The 16,703-nt window shown below is 42.2% G+C and carries 15 protein-coding genes; 1 reads left to right on the forward strand and 14 read right to left on the reverse strand.

The features are described 5' to 3' along the window. Positions 1 to 7: 7 nt before the first annotated feature. The 12 genes from SALPA_RS04350 to SALPA_RS04405 all read right to left on the reverse strand — a co-directional run bounded on the left by SALPA_RS04350 (position 8) and on the right by SALPA_RS04405 (position 12,762). Complete coding sequence (locus tag SALPA_RS04350; RefSeq protein ID WP_145090113.1) at positions 8 to 682, reverse strand: urease accessory protein UreF; 675 nt, start codon at positions 680 to 682, stop codon at positions 8 to 10. Further along, the gene (locus SALPA_RS04355; RefSeq protein ID WP_186450902.1) at positions 679 to 1,110 is read right to left on the reverse strand and encodes an urease accessory protein UreE; all 432 of its coding nucleotides are present in this window, start codon (positions 1,108 to 1,110) and stop codon (positions 679 to 681) included. The genes SALPA_RS04350 and SALPA_RS04355 overlap by 4 nt, the downstream gene beginning before the upstream one ends. A gap of 31 nt (positions 1,111 to 1,141) precedes the next feature. Next, on the reverse strand, positions 1,142 to 2,848 hold the full coding sequence (ureC, locus tag SALPA_RS04360) for an urease subunit alpha (RefSeq protein ID WP_145090119.1): 1,707 nt from the start codon (positions 2,846 to 2,848) through the stop codon (positions 1,142 to 1,144). A gap of 28 nt (positions 2,849 to 2,876) precedes the next feature. Then, complete coding sequence (locus SALPA_RS04365) at positions 2,877 to 3,230, reverse strand: urease subunit beta (protein WP_145090122.1); 354 nt, start codon at positions 3,228 to 3,230, stop codon at positions 2,877 to 2,879. Positions 3,231 to 3,232: 2 nt separating this feature from the next. Next, positions 3,233 to 3,550 (reverse strand): urease subunit gamma, encoded by a 318-nt coding sequence (locus SALPA_RS04370; protein ID WP_145090125.1) that lies wholly within the window; start codon positions 3,548 to 3,550, stop codon positions 3,233 to 3,235. 26 nt (positions 3,551 to 3,576) lie between these two features. Beyond that, a complete protein-coding gene (gene urtE, locus SALPA_RS04375) occupies positions 3,577 to 4,272 on the reverse strand; it encodes an urea ABC transporter ATP-binding subunit UrtE (RefSeq protein WP_255450779.1) in 696 nt (231 codons plus the stop codon). Further along, positions 4,262 to 5,017, reverse strand: coding sequence for an urea ABC transporter ATP-binding protein UrtD (gene urtD / locus SALPA_RS04380; protein WP_145090128.1), 756 nt, complete (start codon positions 5,015 to 5,017; stop codon positions 4,262 to 4,264). Before urtD ends, urtE begins: the two co-directional genes overlap by 11 nt. A gap of 21 nt (positions 5,018 to 5,038) precedes the next feature. Then, on the reverse strand, positions 5,039 to 6,112 hold the full coding sequence (gene urtC / locus SALPA_RS04385) for an urea ABC transporter permease subunit UrtC (protein ID WP_145090131.1): 1,074 nt from the start codon (positions 6,110 to 6,112) through the stop codon (positions 5,039 to 5,041). Between the two features lie 28 nt (positions 6,113 to 6,140). Beyond that, positions 6,141 to 7,046, reverse strand: coding sequence for an urea ABC transporter permease subunit UrtB (gene urtB / locus SALPA_RS04390; RefSeq protein WP_145090135.1), 906 nt, complete (start codon positions 7,044 to 7,046; stop codon positions 6,141 to 6,143). Between the two features lie 83 nt (positions 7,047 to 7,129). Next, positions 7,130 to 8,377 (reverse strand): urea ABC transporter substrate-binding protein, encoded by a 1,248-nt coding sequence (gene urtA / locus SALPA_RS04395; RefSeq protein ID WP_255450781.1) that lies wholly within the window; start codon positions 8,375 to 8,377, stop codon positions 7,130 to 7,132. Positions 8,378 to 9,017: 640 nt separating this feature from the next. After that, complete coding sequence (locus SALPA_RS04400) at positions 9,018 to 10,100, reverse strand: response regulator (protein WP_145090138.1); 1,083 nt, start codon at positions 10,098 to 10,100, stop codon at positions 9,018 to 9,020. Between the two features lie 28 nt (positions 10,101 to 10,128). Then, complete coding sequence (locus SALPA_RS04405; protein WP_145090141.1) at positions 10,129 to 12,762, reverse strand: ATP-binding protein; 2,634 nt, start codon at positions 12,760 to 12,762, stop codon at positions 10,129 to 10,131. Positions 12,763 to 12,981: 219 nt separating this feature from the next. Between SALPA_RS04405 and SALPA_RS04410 the strand changes: the two genes are divergently transcribed. Continuing rightward, positions 12,982 to 14,091, forward strand: coding sequence for a response regulator (locus tag SALPA_RS04410; RefSeq protein ID WP_145090144.1), 1,110 nt, complete (start codon positions 12,982 to 12,984; stop codon positions 14,089 to 14,091). Positions 14,092 to 14,330: 239 nt separating this feature from the next. On the opposite strand, the gene SALPA_RS04415 is transcribed toward SALPA_RS04410, so the two are convergent. Next, positions 14,331 to 15,065, reverse strand: coding sequence for a response regulator transcription factor (locus SALPA_RS04415; RefSeq protein ID WP_145090148.1), 735 nt, complete (start codon positions 15,063 to 15,065; stop codon positions 14,331 to 14,333). A gap of 1,121 nt (positions 15,066 to 16,186) precedes the next feature. Then, positions 16,187 to 16,681, reverse strand: coding sequence for a hypothetical protein (locus tag SALPA_RS04420; RefSeq protein WP_145090152.1), 495 nt, complete (start codon positions 16,679 to 16,681; stop codon positions 16,187 to 16,189). Between the last annotated feature and the right edge of the window lie 22 nt (positions 16,682 to 16,703).

Raw genomic sequence — 16,703 nt, forward strand, 5'->3', positions numbered from 1 at the left:
AGGCCTCCTATGACATAAATATTCGTGAATATAAGCCTTCATGGGCCATACCAGCCCAGTCAAAGGCAGGGGCACTACCGCCCCAATCCTGTTCTGTTGCCGTTAAAACCCAGTCAATACACTGCTCCACGAGTGGTTGAAGCTGAGCAATGACTTGCTGGCCGCTAGTCTGCCCCAGTGGAATGGCCCGTACTCCATTAGCAACTAAAGATACAACAGTAGCATGAGCATAGGCGGCCAATAGCGGCGCGAGCTCCATACCCATTGCACCATAGTGGCCAAATACTATCGCATGATGGCACCAGGGCAGCTTACTATCAAGCTGATACGCTGGATCAATTTCACCTAAAATTTGCCGTAGGCGCTTACCCATTTTAACACTGCCCTCCCGGCTTTCATAAGGTAGTTTCATTGCATGAAGCCGTTTATCCAAAGCAGCCAGCTTGTTCATATTCGACATTCTGCCTGCTTGCCAGGCAAGCTTAATAGCCATTAAGTCTGTGGCTCGCCAAGTATAGTAGAGGTAAGTCTGCATATAGTTAGTCAAATGTTGTCCGTTTGTAATATCACCACGCTGAATAAAAGTTTCCATCCCAAAGGACTGTGTAAAACTTCCTGAAGGAAAAGCTGAATCTGCAAGCTGCATGAGCCTCAGTCCGGCCTGTAATGAAGGCTTGTTCATGGGGCAAAAGGGCGATTTTCTACTTGTGTTGCTAAACCCAGCTTTTGCAACTGATCCTCTAAAACAGAATTATAGGGTGTAATCACTGTTTGGGTAGTAATTTCGATCGGTGCATGCATGTTGCCGATTGCGTGGGCTGCTAACCCCATAGTACGCATAGTGCTGACAGCCACAACTAAAACAGCTTCTGCTTTGACTTCCACAATAATGATATGATTACCCTCGCGGTGCAAAATATCGCCGGGGTGTAAATGTCCGGTCTCCAGCTGTATGCCAATATCCCGGCCCACGTCAGTAGTTTTGCGCAAAATTCTTTTGTGAAGCTCATCCCAGGATAGTACTAGCCTTTCAATGGTCAAGTCCGTACTGTCACAGTGATGATCAAGTTTTAAATCAGCTAGTTTACCTACAACTTGACGAATCATCATTTCGACTAACTCCCTCTTACATTCGCTTCTATTAAAACAGAAAATACCGCTGAGCCATAGGCAGTACAGACAATGGCTCACAGACAAGTGCCTCGCCATCAGCTGTAACCTGATACGTTTCCGGATCTACTGAAATGTCAGGTGTTGCAAAGTTATGCTTCATATCTTGCTTGCTAATATTGCGGCAATTAACAACAGGCACTAGCGTTTTCTCCAGCTTGAGCTGCTCTGCTAGCATAGCAGTATCGGCAGCTTGCGAAACAAAAGTAACTGCACAACTGGCAATAGCCTTACCAAAAGCAGCAAACATCGGCCGCTGGGTGACAGGCTGTGGTGTCGGAATAGAAGCGTTAGCATCACCCATAGCAGCATTCATGATCAAGCCCCCTTTAATAACCAGGGCTGGCTTAACACCAAAAAATTTGGGCTGCCACAATACCAGATCGGCTAGTTTTCCTTGTTCTACCGAGCCGACTATATGACTAATACCGTGAGTTATCGCCGGATTAATAGTGTATTTGCTGATATACCGTTTAATACGGTGGTTATCACTATCTGAATTGTTCCCTGCTAATGCTCCCCGCTGCAACTTCATCTTATGGGCTGTCTGCCAGGTTCTGATAATGACCTCCCCGACCCGGCCCATTGCCTGAGAGTCTGATGACATCATGGAGATAACACCCAAATCGTGAAGGATATCCTCTGCAGCTATTGTTTCCGGGCGAATGCGCGAATCAGCGAAAGCAACATCTTCCGGCACGTTTTTATCAAGATGATGACAAACCATCAGCATATCTAAGTGTTCTTCCAGGGTATTTACTGTAAACGGTCTGGTAGGATTCGTTGAAGATGGCAGGACGTTCGGCAGTGAAGCTACCGTAATAATGTCTGGTGCATGTCCGCCGCCAGCTCCTTCGGTGTGAAAGGTATGGATTGTACGGCCGCCGATAGCTGCAATCGTATCTTCTACAAATCCGGCTTCATTTAGCGTGTCGGTATGAATGGCAACCTGGACATCATATGCATCAGCCACCCTTAGACAACAGTCAATGGCTGCCGGAGTAGAACCCCAGTCTTCGTGTAATTTGAGACCGATTGCTCCCGCTTTAACTTGGGCGACTAAAGGCTCAGGACACGAATTGTTTCCCTTACCAAAAAAGCCAAGATTTATCGGAAACGCTTCTGCCGCCTGAAGCATGCGATACATATTCCATTCACCTGGTGTGCACGTGGTGGCATTGGTGCCTGCTGCCGGGCCAGTGCCACCGCCCAGCATGGTAGTGACTCCTGAAGCAATGGCTGTTTCGATTTGCTGGGGGCAAATGAAGTGGATGTGTGAATCTATGCCGCCAGCTGTAACAATGTGGTTCTCGCCGGCAATCACCTCTGTACCGGCCCCGATAGAAAGATTGACACCAGCCATAGTTTTCGGATTGCCAGCTTGACCTACGCCGTAAATTCGACCGTCTTTAATTCCAATATCGGCCTTGATAATACCCCAATGATCAATGATTACCGCGTTGGTGATCACAAGGTCCATGGCTTCGGCGAGAGCCTCCGGGTCTTGTCCCATACCATCACGTATGACCTTGCCGCCGCCAAATTTGGCTTCATCACCGGGTTTTGTCAGGTCTTTCTCAATTTTGGCCCATAGCTCGGTATCGGCTAATCTTATTTTATCACCGGTCGTCGGCCCGTACATATCGGCATGCTGCCGCCGTGTCATTGTTAAACTCACTATAATCCCCCCTGGCTCTCACTGAAAGCTATTTTACAAATCCTTTTTCTCTGGCCCTGTCAATGCATTGCTGCCTGTTGGTCGAACCTGCAGTTAAGTTATTGGCACCAAACCAGGGGCCGCTGCCGGAAAACTCTACAAGTTCTACTGTGCGGCTCTCGCCAGGTTCAAAACGAACAGCAGTCCCTGAGGGAATATTAAGCCGCAGCCCCCAGGACTTAGTTCGATCAAATACTAAGTAGCGGTTAACCTCAAAAAAGTGAAAGTGAGACCCTACCTGAATTGGCCGGTCGCCAGTATTTTCTACAGCTATTCGATCTATTACAAGATTACAGTTAGCACGAATACTTGCATTTGCCAACTTTAGTTCACCTGGTATCATAATTATGGCCTCCCTGCTAAACGAATGGGATGATGCACGGTAACCAGCTTTGTGCCATCAGGAAAAGTTCCTTCCAGCTGAATTTCATCAATCATTTCCGGCACGCCTTCCATAACCTGATCACGGCCTAAAATTTTAGTCCCCAGGTCCATAAGTTGAGCCACACTATAACCATCGCGAATGCGTTCCAGCAATTCTGCTGTTATCAAGGCCACAGCCTCAGGATAGTTGAGCTGCAGCCCCCGGTTCAGGCGTTCACGGGCTACCTGCCCGGCAACGAAAATTAGAAGTTTATCTTTTTCCATTGGACTCAGATGCATTATCTACCCTCCTATCAACACTTCACCTAAACAGCCATTCTTTTTTGAATTTCTTCCTGATTAATATCTTTGGTCAAACCTTCTGCTACAATCTGCCCTTTTTCCATGACATAATAGTAGTCAGCGACATCCATGATAAATTCGAGATACTGCTCAACAATAAGAATCGTTATATTCCCTTCCTGCCTTAGCTGCTTAATAACTCTGCCAATATCTTTAATAACTGACGGTTGAATCCCTTCTGTAGGCTCATCTAAAATAAGCAGTTTAGGATTGGCGGCAAGGGCCCTGGCAATAGCTAACTGCTGCTGTTGTCCGCCGCTTAAGTCACCGCCTTTTCTATTGAGCATAGTTTTTAAAATAGGAAACAAAGTGAATATTTTATCACTGACTTGCCCTTTACTGCCAGCCATTTCAAGGCCTATCAGCAAATTCTCATAAACAGTTAATTGCGGGAAAATATCCCGCCCCTGCGGTACATAGCCAATCCCCTGCCTTGCTCGCTGGTATGTAGCGTCATTGATAAGCTCCTGGCCGTTAAAAATAATACTACCTGTGGGGGTATTTACAAGCCCCATTAAACTTTTGAGAAAAGTTGACTTACCAACCCCGTTCCGGCCTAGCAGGCAAACAACTTTCCCTGCCGTTACCTCAACATTTACTTTGTTTAAAATATTACTTTCGCCATAAAATGCTGCTAAATTTTTTACGCTAAGCATCATGCTCTCCCCCTCGCCCCAGATAGACGTCTATGACTTTGGGATTGTTTTGTACATCATAAACACTGCCTTCATCAAGTACTGCGCCTTCATGCAACACCGTGACTTTTGTTGCAAAGTCTCTGACGAACTGCATATCATGCTCAACAACTACAATGGTGCAATCATTACAAATCTTTTTAAGTAATTCCCCGGTCTTCTCAGTTTCTCTTCTGCCCATGCCGGCAACGGGTTCATCAAGCAGCATTAACTTGGGCTGCTGCGCCAGCAGCATACCGATTTCCAACCACTGTTTTTCCCCATGCGATAAGGCAGCTGCTTCGCTGTGACGTTTTTCATATAGACCAATGGTATTTAATATATCATCATTACACTCTTGCTGCGCTTTGCTCACACTACAAAACAGGGAGGAATACAACGAACGGTCTTTTACCACAGTAAGCTCCATGTTTTCATCGACAGTAAGACTAGTAAATACTGACGGAACTTGAAACTTGCGGCCAATACCGATATTAACAATTTCATGTTCGGCATATCTTGTTACATCAAGATTCCCTTTAAACAAAACCTGACCATCTGCAGGCTTTACCCGTCCACAAATTGCATCAAGCAATGTTGTTTTACCGGCGCCGTTAGGACCAATAAAAAAACGTATTTCACCCTTAGCAATCTCGGTATTCACACTATTTACTGCCTTGAAGCCATCAAAACTAACAGTCAGATTATCAATCTGTAAAATTGCTTCCATTTTTCCCGCCACCTTTCACTGTCATGCTGCCTCACTCGGCTTTACACCTTTACTTTTGGGTACACCTATGCGCTGGGCAAACTTTCTGACAAGTCCCACAAGGCCTTCAGGCATAAATAAAACTACACCGACAAAGGCAAAGCCAATAAAGTATGACCACACATCAGGGAAGCTTTCACTTACACCGCTCTTGAGAGCATTGACAAGGATGGCTCCGATAACAGCCCCGACTAAAGTTCCCCGCCCGCCGATAGCTACCCAAATAATCATTTCAATGGAAGGAACGATGCCCATCTCGGCTGGAGAAATGATGCCCACCTGCGGTACAAAGATAGCACCGGCTAAACCCGCAAAGGCGGCTGAAAGACAATAAACGAAGATCTTATAGGTGGCCGGGTTATATCCGGAAAATCGGACCCTGTTTTCACCGTCGCGAATCGCGATAAGTATTTTGCCGATCCGGCGTTCCACCAATACCCGGCAGATAGTGTAGGTCAAAACCAGCAGACCTACTGCCACATAATAAAGAACCAGCTTGGTTGTATCATCCGCTAAAGAAAAACCCATTATACTCTTATAGTTTGTTAAGCCGTTTGTACCGCCGGTATAGGCTTGCTGACCGACAAAAAGGACGACAAATATAATAGCTAAGGCTTGTGATAATATCGAAAAATACACGCCTTGTATCCGATTTTTAAAGGTTAAATAGCCGACTACAAAGGCTATCAACGTTGGAATGAGTATTGCTAAGACCATGGCTGCCGCCCCATTGGAAAACGGTGCCCAAAACCATGGCAAAACCTCAAGGCCACTCCAGGACATAAAGTCCGGTAATTTACCTTTTGCCGCTTCCAACTTTAAATACATGGCCATAGCATAGGCCCCAAGGCCAAAATATACCCCGTGACCAAGACTCATAATACCGGTATAACCCCAGATCAAATCCAGTCCAATGGCCAAAATCGCATAGGCCACAAACTTTCCCAGCAGATTTGTTCTGAATTCTGATAAAAACAAGGGCGCCAAAACCAGCCCAACAACAATAATCAAAAAAACCAGTTTTTCTTTGGATTTAATCCTATGTAAAAGGTTCAAGGGTAGCCCTCCTTCCTTTGTATGCTGCTTAATCTAACGAGCGGCTGTTAACGGTAAACAGCCCTTTAGGCCGCCATTGCAAAAACATAATAACTAGCGTAAAGACTAACACTTTGCCTATTGAAGTATTTGTGAAAAACTCAAAGGTGGTGTTCGCAGTGCCGATTACCAGCCCCCCTGCTACAGTACCAAGCAATGTTCCCACACCACCAAGCACAACAACCATAAAAGTGTCCACAATATAGTACGTGCCAAGGGTAGAACCAATGGAACCGAGCAAGGTTAACGCACAGCCGGCAATACCGGCAATACCTGAACCTACAGCAAACGTGTAAGCATCAACAAGTCTGGTATTAATACCAAGGCTAGCCGCCATTTCTCTGTTTTGCATAACAGCTCTTATCCAGATACCATATTTGCTTTTGTAAAGCAGCACAGACATCCCGATGATACAGGCAATTACTAAGGCAATGATAAATAGCCGTTTGTGAGGTAACTGCACACCCTGAGTAAGTAATAACGCTCCGTCCAACCAAGCTGGGCTTTTTACATCAACGTTTGGCGCTCCAAAAATACTTCTGGCTAATTGCTGAAGAACCAAACTTATCCCCCACGTGGCTAACATACTATCTAAAGGTCTGCCGTAAAGATGCTTTATCACCAAACTTTCGAGTAGGAGACCCATCGCACCGGCAATGACAAAAGCTGCTGGAATTGCGACAACAAAGTATAAACCAAAAAGACTTTTATCAACATAGCTCAAAAAAATATTCTGAATAACATAGGTTACATAGGCGCCAATCATAATGAATTCACCATGCGCCATATTAATGACCTTCATTAAGCCGAAGGTAATGGCCAGCCCCAGGGCGGCCAGCACATAAATTGAACTGACGCTAATGCCATTAAAAAGCTGCAAGATATACGTTTCCATCTGCCCACCACCTTGTCTTATTATGCCAGGCGATGCAGACCAATCACCTGCTGCACCGCCTGGCTGCATAAACCGTCTTAGTACTAGTTGCTTATTCCTTTGGCCCAATCATATGTTTTGAGATAGGGGTCAGGTCTTACCGTCTTGCCAGTACTCCAAATTTCTTTAATTAAACCGTCTTCAGTAACTTCGCCAATTCTAACAGGCTTCCAGATATGTTGATTCTCACCTTCAATTTTTACAAGTCCTTCAGGTGCTTGGAACTCAATGCCTTTTGCTGCCTCTTTTACTTTCTCGATGTCAGTTGTACCTGCTTTAGTAACAGCTTGGGCCCATAAATGAACGGCAATATAAGCGGCTTCAATCGGATCGTCTGTTACCCTGTCGGCACCGTATTTGGCCTTATATTTTTTAACAAACTCTTTGTTTTCTGGCGTATCAGTAGTTTGATAGTAGTTCCAGGACACTAGATGTCCTTTCAGATTGTCTGCGCCAATCCCGCGAACTTCTTCTTCCGCTACGCTTACAGAACAGGTTGTAAGGTCTTTGGCAGTAATACCAGCATCTTTAAGTTGTTTAAAGAAAGCCACATTACTGTCCCCATTTAGGGTATTAAAAACAACATCTGGTTTGGACGCCTTAATCTTATTAATAATTGTGCTGTAATCAGTGTGGCCGAGAGGAGTATATTCTTCGGCAATTAATTCACCGCCCATGGCTTTGAGCTGTTCTTTGATAATTTTGTTGGCAGTACGGGGGAATACATAGTCAGAACCTAATAAGAACATCTTTTTGCCTTTGTTTTGCAGCAGCCATTCTACAGCCGGAACGATTTGCTGATTAGGAGCAGCCCCAGTGTAAAAGATATTAGGCGATGCCTCCATGCCTTCGTATTGGACCGGATACCAGAGCAGTCCTTTGTTTTCTTCGAATACCGGCAGAACAGCTTTACGACTTGCCGAGGTCCAGCAACCAAAAACTGTAGCAACCTTATCCTTTTGTAACAACTTTTTAGCTTTTTCCGCGAAGGTAGTCCAGTTAGAGGCACCGTCTTCAATTACAGGTTCAATCTTTTTGCCTAATAGACCTCCGGAAGCATTAATTTCCTCGATAGCCATCAGTTCCGCATCCTTAACAGATACTTCGCTGATTGCCATAGTGCCGCTAAGCGAATGCAATATACCTACTTTAATTGTGTCACTTGCTGTGGACGCCGCTTGTTTGGCTGGCTGGTTTGATGAACAGCCTGTAAGCATTACGCTTGCCACTAAAGTCACCGCCATAGCTGCAGCAAGACGCTTCTTAAATTTTTGCATAACACCCTTGGTCATGAAAATTCCACCTTTCAACCATTTTTTAGTTACTCCAACACCGAATTGGCCATTTCAGGTGCTAATAGATTGCCATAGCGCTAGGTCCAAACAAAAAGGCACTGTAAGAAGGGAAGCTCCGCTAACCGGATACTTTCTTCTCACAGCGCCTGTGCTGGTGGATTACTTTTTCTATTGATGTTTCTATTTTATAGTGTTTAACAATCATTTAAAACAGCAAAATCCCGATATTTTGCATTAAAAAACCGCTAAGAAAACTTTTTGTCTTACGTTGAGCCAATGAATACAAGGAGCGGGGTTTTACTTTTGGCATTGCCCCAAAAGTAACAAAAGGTCTAGGCCCCACGCCTCCAAAAGCTGAAAAGCCGGACGATATTCCTAAAATCCGTAAACTCGCTACGCTCAAACAGTACGGATTTTTTAACGGAATACCGCCCGGCTTTTCTCCTGCGGAACGCTTTTTCCGGCAAAGGCTGAAGGGTTCGGGTTACGGCACGGGGTACGGGCACGGGGTCGCCTGTGCCAGGTTTTATTCTTGACACTCCTTGTTTTATAAGGCCTCCATAACTCTCAAAAACATATACTTTCTTATCTTATAAGATAACTTGTACCAAGTCCTTTATGTCATCAGAAAGACTTGTCACAAGCCAAGTCTTTTCTTATACTCCAACGGCGTCTGACGTGTGTATTTTTTAAAAAGGCGACAAAAATAATCCGGACTGCTATAACCAAGCCGCTCGCTTATTTCATAATTTTTATACTTGCCCATGCCTAGAAGCTGTTTAGCATGCTCCATTTTGGCTTTTGTCACATAATCATTTAAATTTAAACCTGTTTTTTGTTTAAATATTTTGCCTAAATAATCTTTATGCAGCAATACTTCATTGGCAATCACCTCAAGCGTGTTGCTTTCTTCAATATGTTCCATAACATATTGGCAGGTTCTGCTGATAACACTGTCTGTGTGATGCAGTTCATATTTTCTGATAACTTTGATCCTTGAAGATACACAGGTAAGAAAACTAGCTTTAACAACCGCCAGCGAGTTGCTGCGTTCTATCTTGTCTTGATATACTGTATTTTCAAAGTTAGGCAACCACGGAAAATGTTTAGCTATTACCTGATTAAAATTAGCAAGAATAATTGCCAGCAATTGCTCTAATTTTAAGGTATCCCGCCCCAACATTTCGGCTAATTCGTTAACAGTTTCTTCAGCTACTGCCATTGCGGCAGCCTTACCTGCTAATATATATGCCATTATTTCTTTTTCTTTATTTACAGGATAATGTACGGCCAGGCTCTCTTCTATCAGCCTATGCTCTTCCTGTATTTTTAACCTGCTACTCTCTTTTCTTGCTAAATGCAGTCTGACTCGTTCCAATACTTCGCAAAGTACTGCATCATCAACAGGTTTTGTTATATAGTCAAATACACCAAGCCTTATGGCTTGTTTAGCATACTTAAAGTCACTGTGAGTACTAAGAAAGATCAGACAAATATCCACATTGGCCCACTTTAGTTCGTTCGAAAATTCGATGCCATCCATTCCCGGCATCTTAATATCGGTAATAACCAGATCAAAGCTGTCATTCGTAAGCATTTGCAATGCTTCTTTTCCATCACTGGCTTCGCCGGCAATCGTAAATCCGTATGCTTTCCAGTTAAAACGCTTAAGAATGTAACGGGCAGTTTTATCATCATCGATTAGCAGCACTTTATACATAATTTTCGCCTCCGGTTCATGACTTGTTTTATTTTTTGTCTAGTATGGCTTGAATTTGCTTTGACGCTTCGTCAAAAGCATACGCTTTGACCGTACTATGAATTTGCCAATACGCATCACTGCAAATACCTTTTTGCAGAATATCCTGCGACTGTTCCAGTAAAATAGCTGCCTCGGCATCGCCAGCATCAAGCAATTCCACGATCTTTTCCAGCACCTCGCGTGCATCAGTAATTTGATTACCAAGCGGTATGTTCACTGCTTCATCAGCAATACCCGCCTCATATTCCAGCGCACACAGGCAGGTTTCATCTAAAGCAATTGCTAAATTTGCTGTACCCGCCAGGACCGCACGGCCGTCCTTTTGCTCTATTGTCTGCTCTAATTGACGGCAAACCTGGGCTAACCTGGTGGCACCAATGTTAGCTGCCGTGCCTTTAAGGGTATGCAGCAACATTTTTGCGCAATCAGACTCGCCTTTAGATAGTTGCTCTTCTATTTTTCTTGCATCCTCACTGTGGCTTATAAAACGCCGTAGCAGCTCTTTATATACTGACTTCTTGCCGCCTAAACGGGTAACGGCACTTGTAACGTCCAAACACGTATCGTTGTTAGTCACATCGGCAGCTGTTGCTTCTGCTGCCCCTAACTCTTGCGGCAAACAAAGATACTGTTTAAGAACGCCGACTAATTTTGCTGCTTCCAATGGTTTGGTCAGATAGCCGCTAAACCCAGCTTGTTTAGCTTTTTCCTCTACCCCTTGAACAGCATCAGCCGACAAAGCCACCAACGGCGGACAGCCCGCTTTTTTTGCAGCTATTATCTGTCTGGCCGTTTCATAGCCATCCATTTCCGGCATCCGTATATCTAACAAAATGGCATCATACTGAATTTTCCTTATCTGTTCTAACGCCATTTGCCCGCTTTGGGCGGTATCAACTGTCAAACCAAAGGTTTCCAGAATTTCCTTAGTCATCTGCAGGTTAATCAGATTATCCTCGACTAACAAAATATGCTTTTTTATCATAAAGTTCTTATTTATTTCATCATCTGTTTGGTGATAGGAAATTTCATCAACAGTTTCAAGCGGTACAGTAAAACTAAAGCAAGAGCCTTTGCCGACAACACTTTGGATACTAATACTCCCTGACATAAGCTCTATTATTTTCCGGGAAATAGCCAACCCTAACCCGGTACCGCCATATTTTCTTGACGTTGAGGCATCCCCTTGTGTAAACGCATTAAATAGCCGCTGCTGCTGCTCTTGACTAATTCCAATTCCTGTATCTGTTACTTTGACACTAAGGTTACTTTGACTGCCCTTACTTTCAATAACTTCTACCAAAACAGCAATACTGCCATGATGCGTAAATTTAACACTATTAGAAAGCAAATTCAAAATAACTTGCTTCAGCTTTACTATGTCACCTTTTACATATCTTGGTACATCAGGCTGAATATCCCGCTGAAAAAGCAGGCCCTTTTGCCTCGCCTCCACCTCTACCATACTGCACAGCTCATGAACGGTATCATATAAATCAAATGCTACTGCTTCTACAGTCATTCGCTGCGCCTCAATCTTCGAAAAATCAAGAATTTCAGTGATAATAGTCAACAATCCCTTGGCAGCCTTACCCATCCTGTCGATATATTCCTGCTGCTTTGTTGTAAGCGTTGTGCTGCCAAGCAAGTAATTATAGCCAATAACAGTATTCATTGGCGTACGTATTTCATGACTCATATGAGCAAGAAATTCGCTTTTAGCCCTGTTGGCCTGCTCTGCTTCTTCTTTGGCTGACTTCATAGAAGTAAACAAATTATTGAAGGTGTCCGCCAGGAGCCGTAATTCCTGTGAGCCTTCAGGCACAAGCCTAAAATGTTCGTCATCAGGAGAAAAAGCTTTTAATACTTCATTATAGTTTTGAATTGGACGATTGACTTGGGTGAAAAAAAGTCTCATCAGCGTAGCGACAGCCCCGATAATAATTGCTGCAAGTATAGCCTGTACTAGTGCAGCCTTATTTGTTCTATCACGGGCAGCTGATAAGTCTGCTTCTAGCCGGGCATTCATGATATTTTGAAATTGAGCGATAGGACTCATTATACTGCGCTTGTCTAAGTCATATTTACTGTCAAACATGATACTCCGCGCTCTGGCTAGTTTTTCTTCCGGACTTGCCCTTTTGGCCTGTTCATCTAGTTGAAAGACGGCAACCTCCGGCGGCATTTCACTTTCAAGTACCCCTTGCGCTTCAAGTACCAGCCGCATGGACTCCTTCTCTGTTTCTACCAGAGCATCCGAATTTCTTTTAGCTTCTGCCAGTAATTCCATTTCGGCGCTAGGTGCATTCAGTTCCCCTAACCGCGCTATAACATAATCCCTGGTTTTTGTCAGATTAATTTCTTCCCAGTATTTATACATATGGATAGCTTCTGTTGTGACAGCGTACTTTCGTGCTTCATCTGTCAAATAGTCGGAAGCAGTTGCTAGATTAATGCCTAACTGCTTAAATTCAGTTCGCCTTTTCTCTGCCGTCTGCTCGTCTTGAATACTAATGTTCATATACATAACACTCCCCCCAAGCAGCAGCGCAATGAGAAGAAAAAGCACCAGCATTAAGGCACTAAGTGTTGACTGTTTTACAATAAATTTGGCCGGCATGAATACACCCCCTGGCACTGAAAATAGCAAAAAGGCATAGCCGGCAAGTTTGATTGCTCAAACGGCCACTATGCCATCAGAAACTTTTTTCTTTTATTGTAATGCAAATAACTACAATTGACAAATACTTTTTTGGTTTAAGATAACGGAGAGCTACTTGTATTCAGGTTACCACTACTTTAAAATTAGATATCGACATTCGACTTACGGAGATGATCTATGGTGAACTATAATAAGCCTGTTAATCAACCAACGATACTAATTGTTGATGATACACCTGAGCATATAGAAACTGCGGTGGCCGTACTTCGCAATAATAATTTTCACGTTCGCGTTGCTACCAAAGGTAATACAGCTTTAAAATTACTGGAACAACATATGGCCGATTTGATTCTCCTTGATATTTATATGCCTGAAATAAATGGTTTTGAGATTTGTCAGATGATCAAAAACGACCCTGCGTTCCGTTCGATTCCGATAATCTTTTTGACCTCACTTAATGATGAAGCAAGTATCAGCAAAGGATTTCAGCTTGGTGCACAGGACTATGTGACCAAGCCCTTCAATACTTCTGAATTGCTTGCCAGAGTCAACACCCATATCAAACTAAAAAGGCAGGCGGAATCCCTGCAACATGCTAATAATGAACTAGATAGTTTCTGCTACTCGGTTGCCCATGATCTAAAATCACCTTTACTATCTTTAAATAAACTTACCGAATATCTTGCTGCTGATTACGCCGATAAAATTGATCCCGATGGACAGGAACTAATCAGCAACATCCAGGAAAAATCACAGGAAGTTATCCAAATCATAGATCACCTGCTTGATTTATCACGTATGTGTGAAAGGAAGATGGATCTGACTACGATTGACTTAAGTCAGTTATTTTCCAAGACATATACTGAACTAGTTGCACTGGAACCAGTGCGAGATATTGAATTTACACTTGCGCCTCTACCCACCATTCAAGGCGATGCTCTAATGCTCAAGCTGCTTGTACAAAATATCCTTTCCAACGCCTTAAAATATACACGCCATAAAGCAACAGCGTCTATCAAGGTTACAGCTACACAAACTGATACTGAATTTGTTATTGCCATTCAAGATAACGGCGCAGGTTTTGACATGAAATATTCCGCCAGATTGTTTAACATATTCCAAAGACTTCACTCCAATAATGAATTTGAAGGTTCTGGGATTGGGTTAGCTATATGTCAAAAAATACTTAAACGACACCACGGCACGGCATGGATAACAGGAAAAGTCAATGAAGGAGCCAGCTTTTATTTTAGCTTAAGAAAAAATCTGCCTACAATTGTTAAATAGTACAGCACCTTTAACACTCTTGTATGATTGATAGGCAAAAGGTGTTACCCCTTAGCCCGAATGATCTTTGAAAATTCATCTTCGTGTCAGAAATGATTCTTAGCATTAGCGTGTTACTCCACCGGAATGATTCGATGTTTGTCTGGTTGGGTCGCCTTTAGTAGGCGCACCCCGTATCACACGCAAAGCTGTTTGGCATTGGTGTGTGTTGTGGATACTCTGAGCCATTTCTGTTAGATTTATTGCATCAATATTGGTGTTTTTGCACCAGAACCCGCATCTATACTGTTTCCTTGAACTGGGGGTGCAACGTAACCCACTTGCAGATAATAACCTACGCCGCGCACAGTCTTGATGTTCAAGATGTTTATTTTTTTGCGCAAGAAATGAATATATATGTCAATACTCGCAAAACCGCTGTCTGAATTATAGCCCCAAACTTTCCCCATAATGCATTCTCTTGTTACGACTTGGCCGCAATTGATCATTAGCAATTCTAAAAGCAAAAATTCTTTTCTAGTCAGGTCAATTTTTTCTTTTCCTTTAATCACTTGTTTATGAATAGGATCTAAGATTAGTCCGGCAGCTTTAATTAAATGGTCGAATTGCCCTATGTTTTTTCCCCGGATAAGAACTCGCAATCTTGCTAATAGTTCCTTTACTGCGAATGGTTTTACCAAATAATCATCGGCACCAGCATTCAAACCTTCTGCTCTCTCATTGGGGTCATCCTTCGCCGATAGAATTAGGACCGGAGTATCAATCCCCTGCTCGCGGAGCTCCTTTAGTACAGAAAGACCATCCAGTTGGGGCAGCATGCGATCAAGTATAATAACGTCGTAAATTTCCATAACTGCCACTTCGGCTCCTGTTTTACCATCAGTAGCGGTATCTACTATATAACCTGTATTTTTCAATAGGTGTGACAAAGCATCAAGAAGTTTAAGGTTGTCTTCAATTAATAATATTTTCATTGGAAAACCTTCCAGGTACATCCATGTTAATTTTTTACATCCGTGTTAATTTTATGCATCGCTGTTTCTAATACAATATCCATTATTGTCAAACTACAGAATCGAAAAGTCAAAATCCTTTACCTTTTCGTGCTTAAAAACCCCTCTCACGAATGGACTGGAGCAGTCCATATCACTTGCTTATTAAGCAGAATCAGAATAAACGAATATAATCCAAATTTGCATTTTTTTACAGAGTCACCTAAATTTCAGCTATCTAGAGAGATTTAGGACGACTCTGTTCATAATACTGCGTTTATAAAAATATCTGTAGAAACGATTTCTTTAATGAATTATTAATATTATGCTTCGATAATTTTTTAAAATAAGGCTCTATACATATAAATTGTTATAAATTATTCTTTAAGTAGTTTGTGCCTAATTCCCATAGTAATTAGGTTCGGAAAATGTCTATAACTTCATCAAGCTCATTTAGACCATTCACTCCGCTTTTAACAATGAATATAGTTTACACATCGTAATGAAAATTATTATTCTGTTAATACAGAATTCACTGGCTCTATTTTTTGTAAATACATAGATTGTACCAATGTTATAGTTTTGTAGGGAATAGTATAATCTTTAACCCGATCACCATCGGGTGTATTATAAAAGAACCTTACTAAAATAGCTTTTTTCGTTTCCATTAAAGATTTGATTACAGTATCAGGAAAAACCCAACTAAATTGAGGAACACCAGCGCTGGTAATGGTACAGTAGGATGTTGATGATAATTGCCATATTTTATCATCAATAATAAAATTTATTGTAGGTCGAATTAATATAATATCATCTTGATCCGTATAGTATTGTAAAGTAATTTTCTTTACGGCTAATGTACTATCTTTTTCATAAATTGAATTGAATATTGTAGTAATCTTATAGTGATTGCTGAGATTAAAAATGCTAGATGATTTGGTGTAGGTAATTGAATATGTTCTTTTGCCTGTGTAGTCTTCGTAACTTTTAATATTTGCCGCAACTGTTACTGATGTTGAAAAAAATAAAAATAGGATTAAAATTAATAATTTTTTTTTTTCATAGAACCACCATCCTTATAATTAATTGGACAAAATTTCGTTTTAAATACGGCAGCCTAGTCCGATGCCAATACCTTGGTCAGTGCCGTGATGTTTTACTAAACGGTAATTTAAATTCATAAATACAGATTCATTTATATCACTGGTAATGCCTACTTGTAATTCCTGAAGTGACTTCCCAGCAAGCGCAAGTGCATAACCGTCAAGTCCATTTGAAATTGGAGCTTTTATAGCAGCGCCTAAATAGGTTATCGACCCAGAGTCAAAATTTCTATTGCCAATAATCAATTTTGGACTATTTCCTGTATCATTTGAAAAATCTAATTGCCCATAACAATCAACATCACTATCAATATATTGAATTCCTAAAGTAACATTATTGGTAATCTTCTGTTCAAGATAATAAGTATCCGTGACACTGCCACCCACAATACCTATTACTATTTGCTGTTGATCTAAGGTGTTGATTGGAGCTGCAAAGCTGTTGCCGACAGTAATAAAGAATAATGCACTCAGTAAAACCATTATTTTCCTCATATTAACTCCTCCGTTGTAATAA

The organism is Sporomusa sp. KB1, from assembly GCF_007830295.1.
GTDB lineage: Bacteria > Bacillota > Negativicutes > Sporomusales > Sporomusaceae > Sporomusa.

Coding starts and splice junctions, on each gene's coding strand:
- SALPA_RS04415 (WP_145090148.1), bottom strand. CDS start 15,065: ATGAAAATATTATTAATTGAAGACAACCTTAAACTTCTTGATGCTTTG.
- SALPA_RS04405 (WP_145090141.1), bottom strand. CDS start 12,762: ATGCCGGCCAAATTTATTGTAAAACAGTCAACACTTAGTGCCTTAATG.
- urtD (WP_145090128.1), bottom strand. CDS start 5,017: ATGGAAGCAATTTTACAGATTGATAATCTGACTGTTAGTTTTGATGGC.
- SALPA_RS04350 (WP_145090113.1), bottom strand. CDS start 682: ATGAACAAGCCTTCATTACAGGCCGGACTGAGGCTCATGCAGCTTGCA.
- SALPA_RS04365 (WP_145090122.1), bottom strand. CDS start 3,230: ATGATACCAGGTGAACTAAAGTTGGCAAATGCAAGTATTCGTGCTAAC.
- SALPA_RS04400 (WP_145090138.1), bottom strand. CDS start 10,100: ATGTATAAAGTGCTGCTAATCGATGATGATAAAACTGCCCGTTACATT.
- SALPA_RS04355 (WP_186450902.1), bottom strand. CDS start 1,110: ATGATGATTCGTCAAGTTGTAGGTAAACTAGCTGATTTAAAACTTGAT.
- urtB (WP_145090135.1), bottom strand. CDS start 7,046: ATGGAAACGTATATCTTGCAGCTTTTTAATGGCATTAGCGTCAGTTCA.
- urtA (WP_255450781.1), bottom strand. CDS start 8,377: ATGACCAAGGGTGTTATGCAAAAATTTAAGAAGCGTCTTGCTGCAGCT.
- urtE (WP_255450779.1), bottom strand. CDS start 4,272: ATGATGCTTAGCGTAAAAAATTTAGCAGCATTTTATGGCGAAAGTAAT.
- SALPA_RS04420 (WP_145090152.1), bottom strand. CDS start 16,681: ATGAGGAAAATAATGGTTTTACTGAGTGCATTATTCTTTATTACTGTC.
- SALPA_RS04410 (WP_145090144.1), top strand. CDS start 12,982: ATGGTGAACTATAATAAGCCTGTTAATCAACCAACGATACTAATTGTT.
- SALPA_RS04370 (WP_145090125.1), bottom strand. CDS start 3,550: ATGCATCTGAGTCCAATGGAAAAAGATAAACTTCTAATTTTCGTTGCC.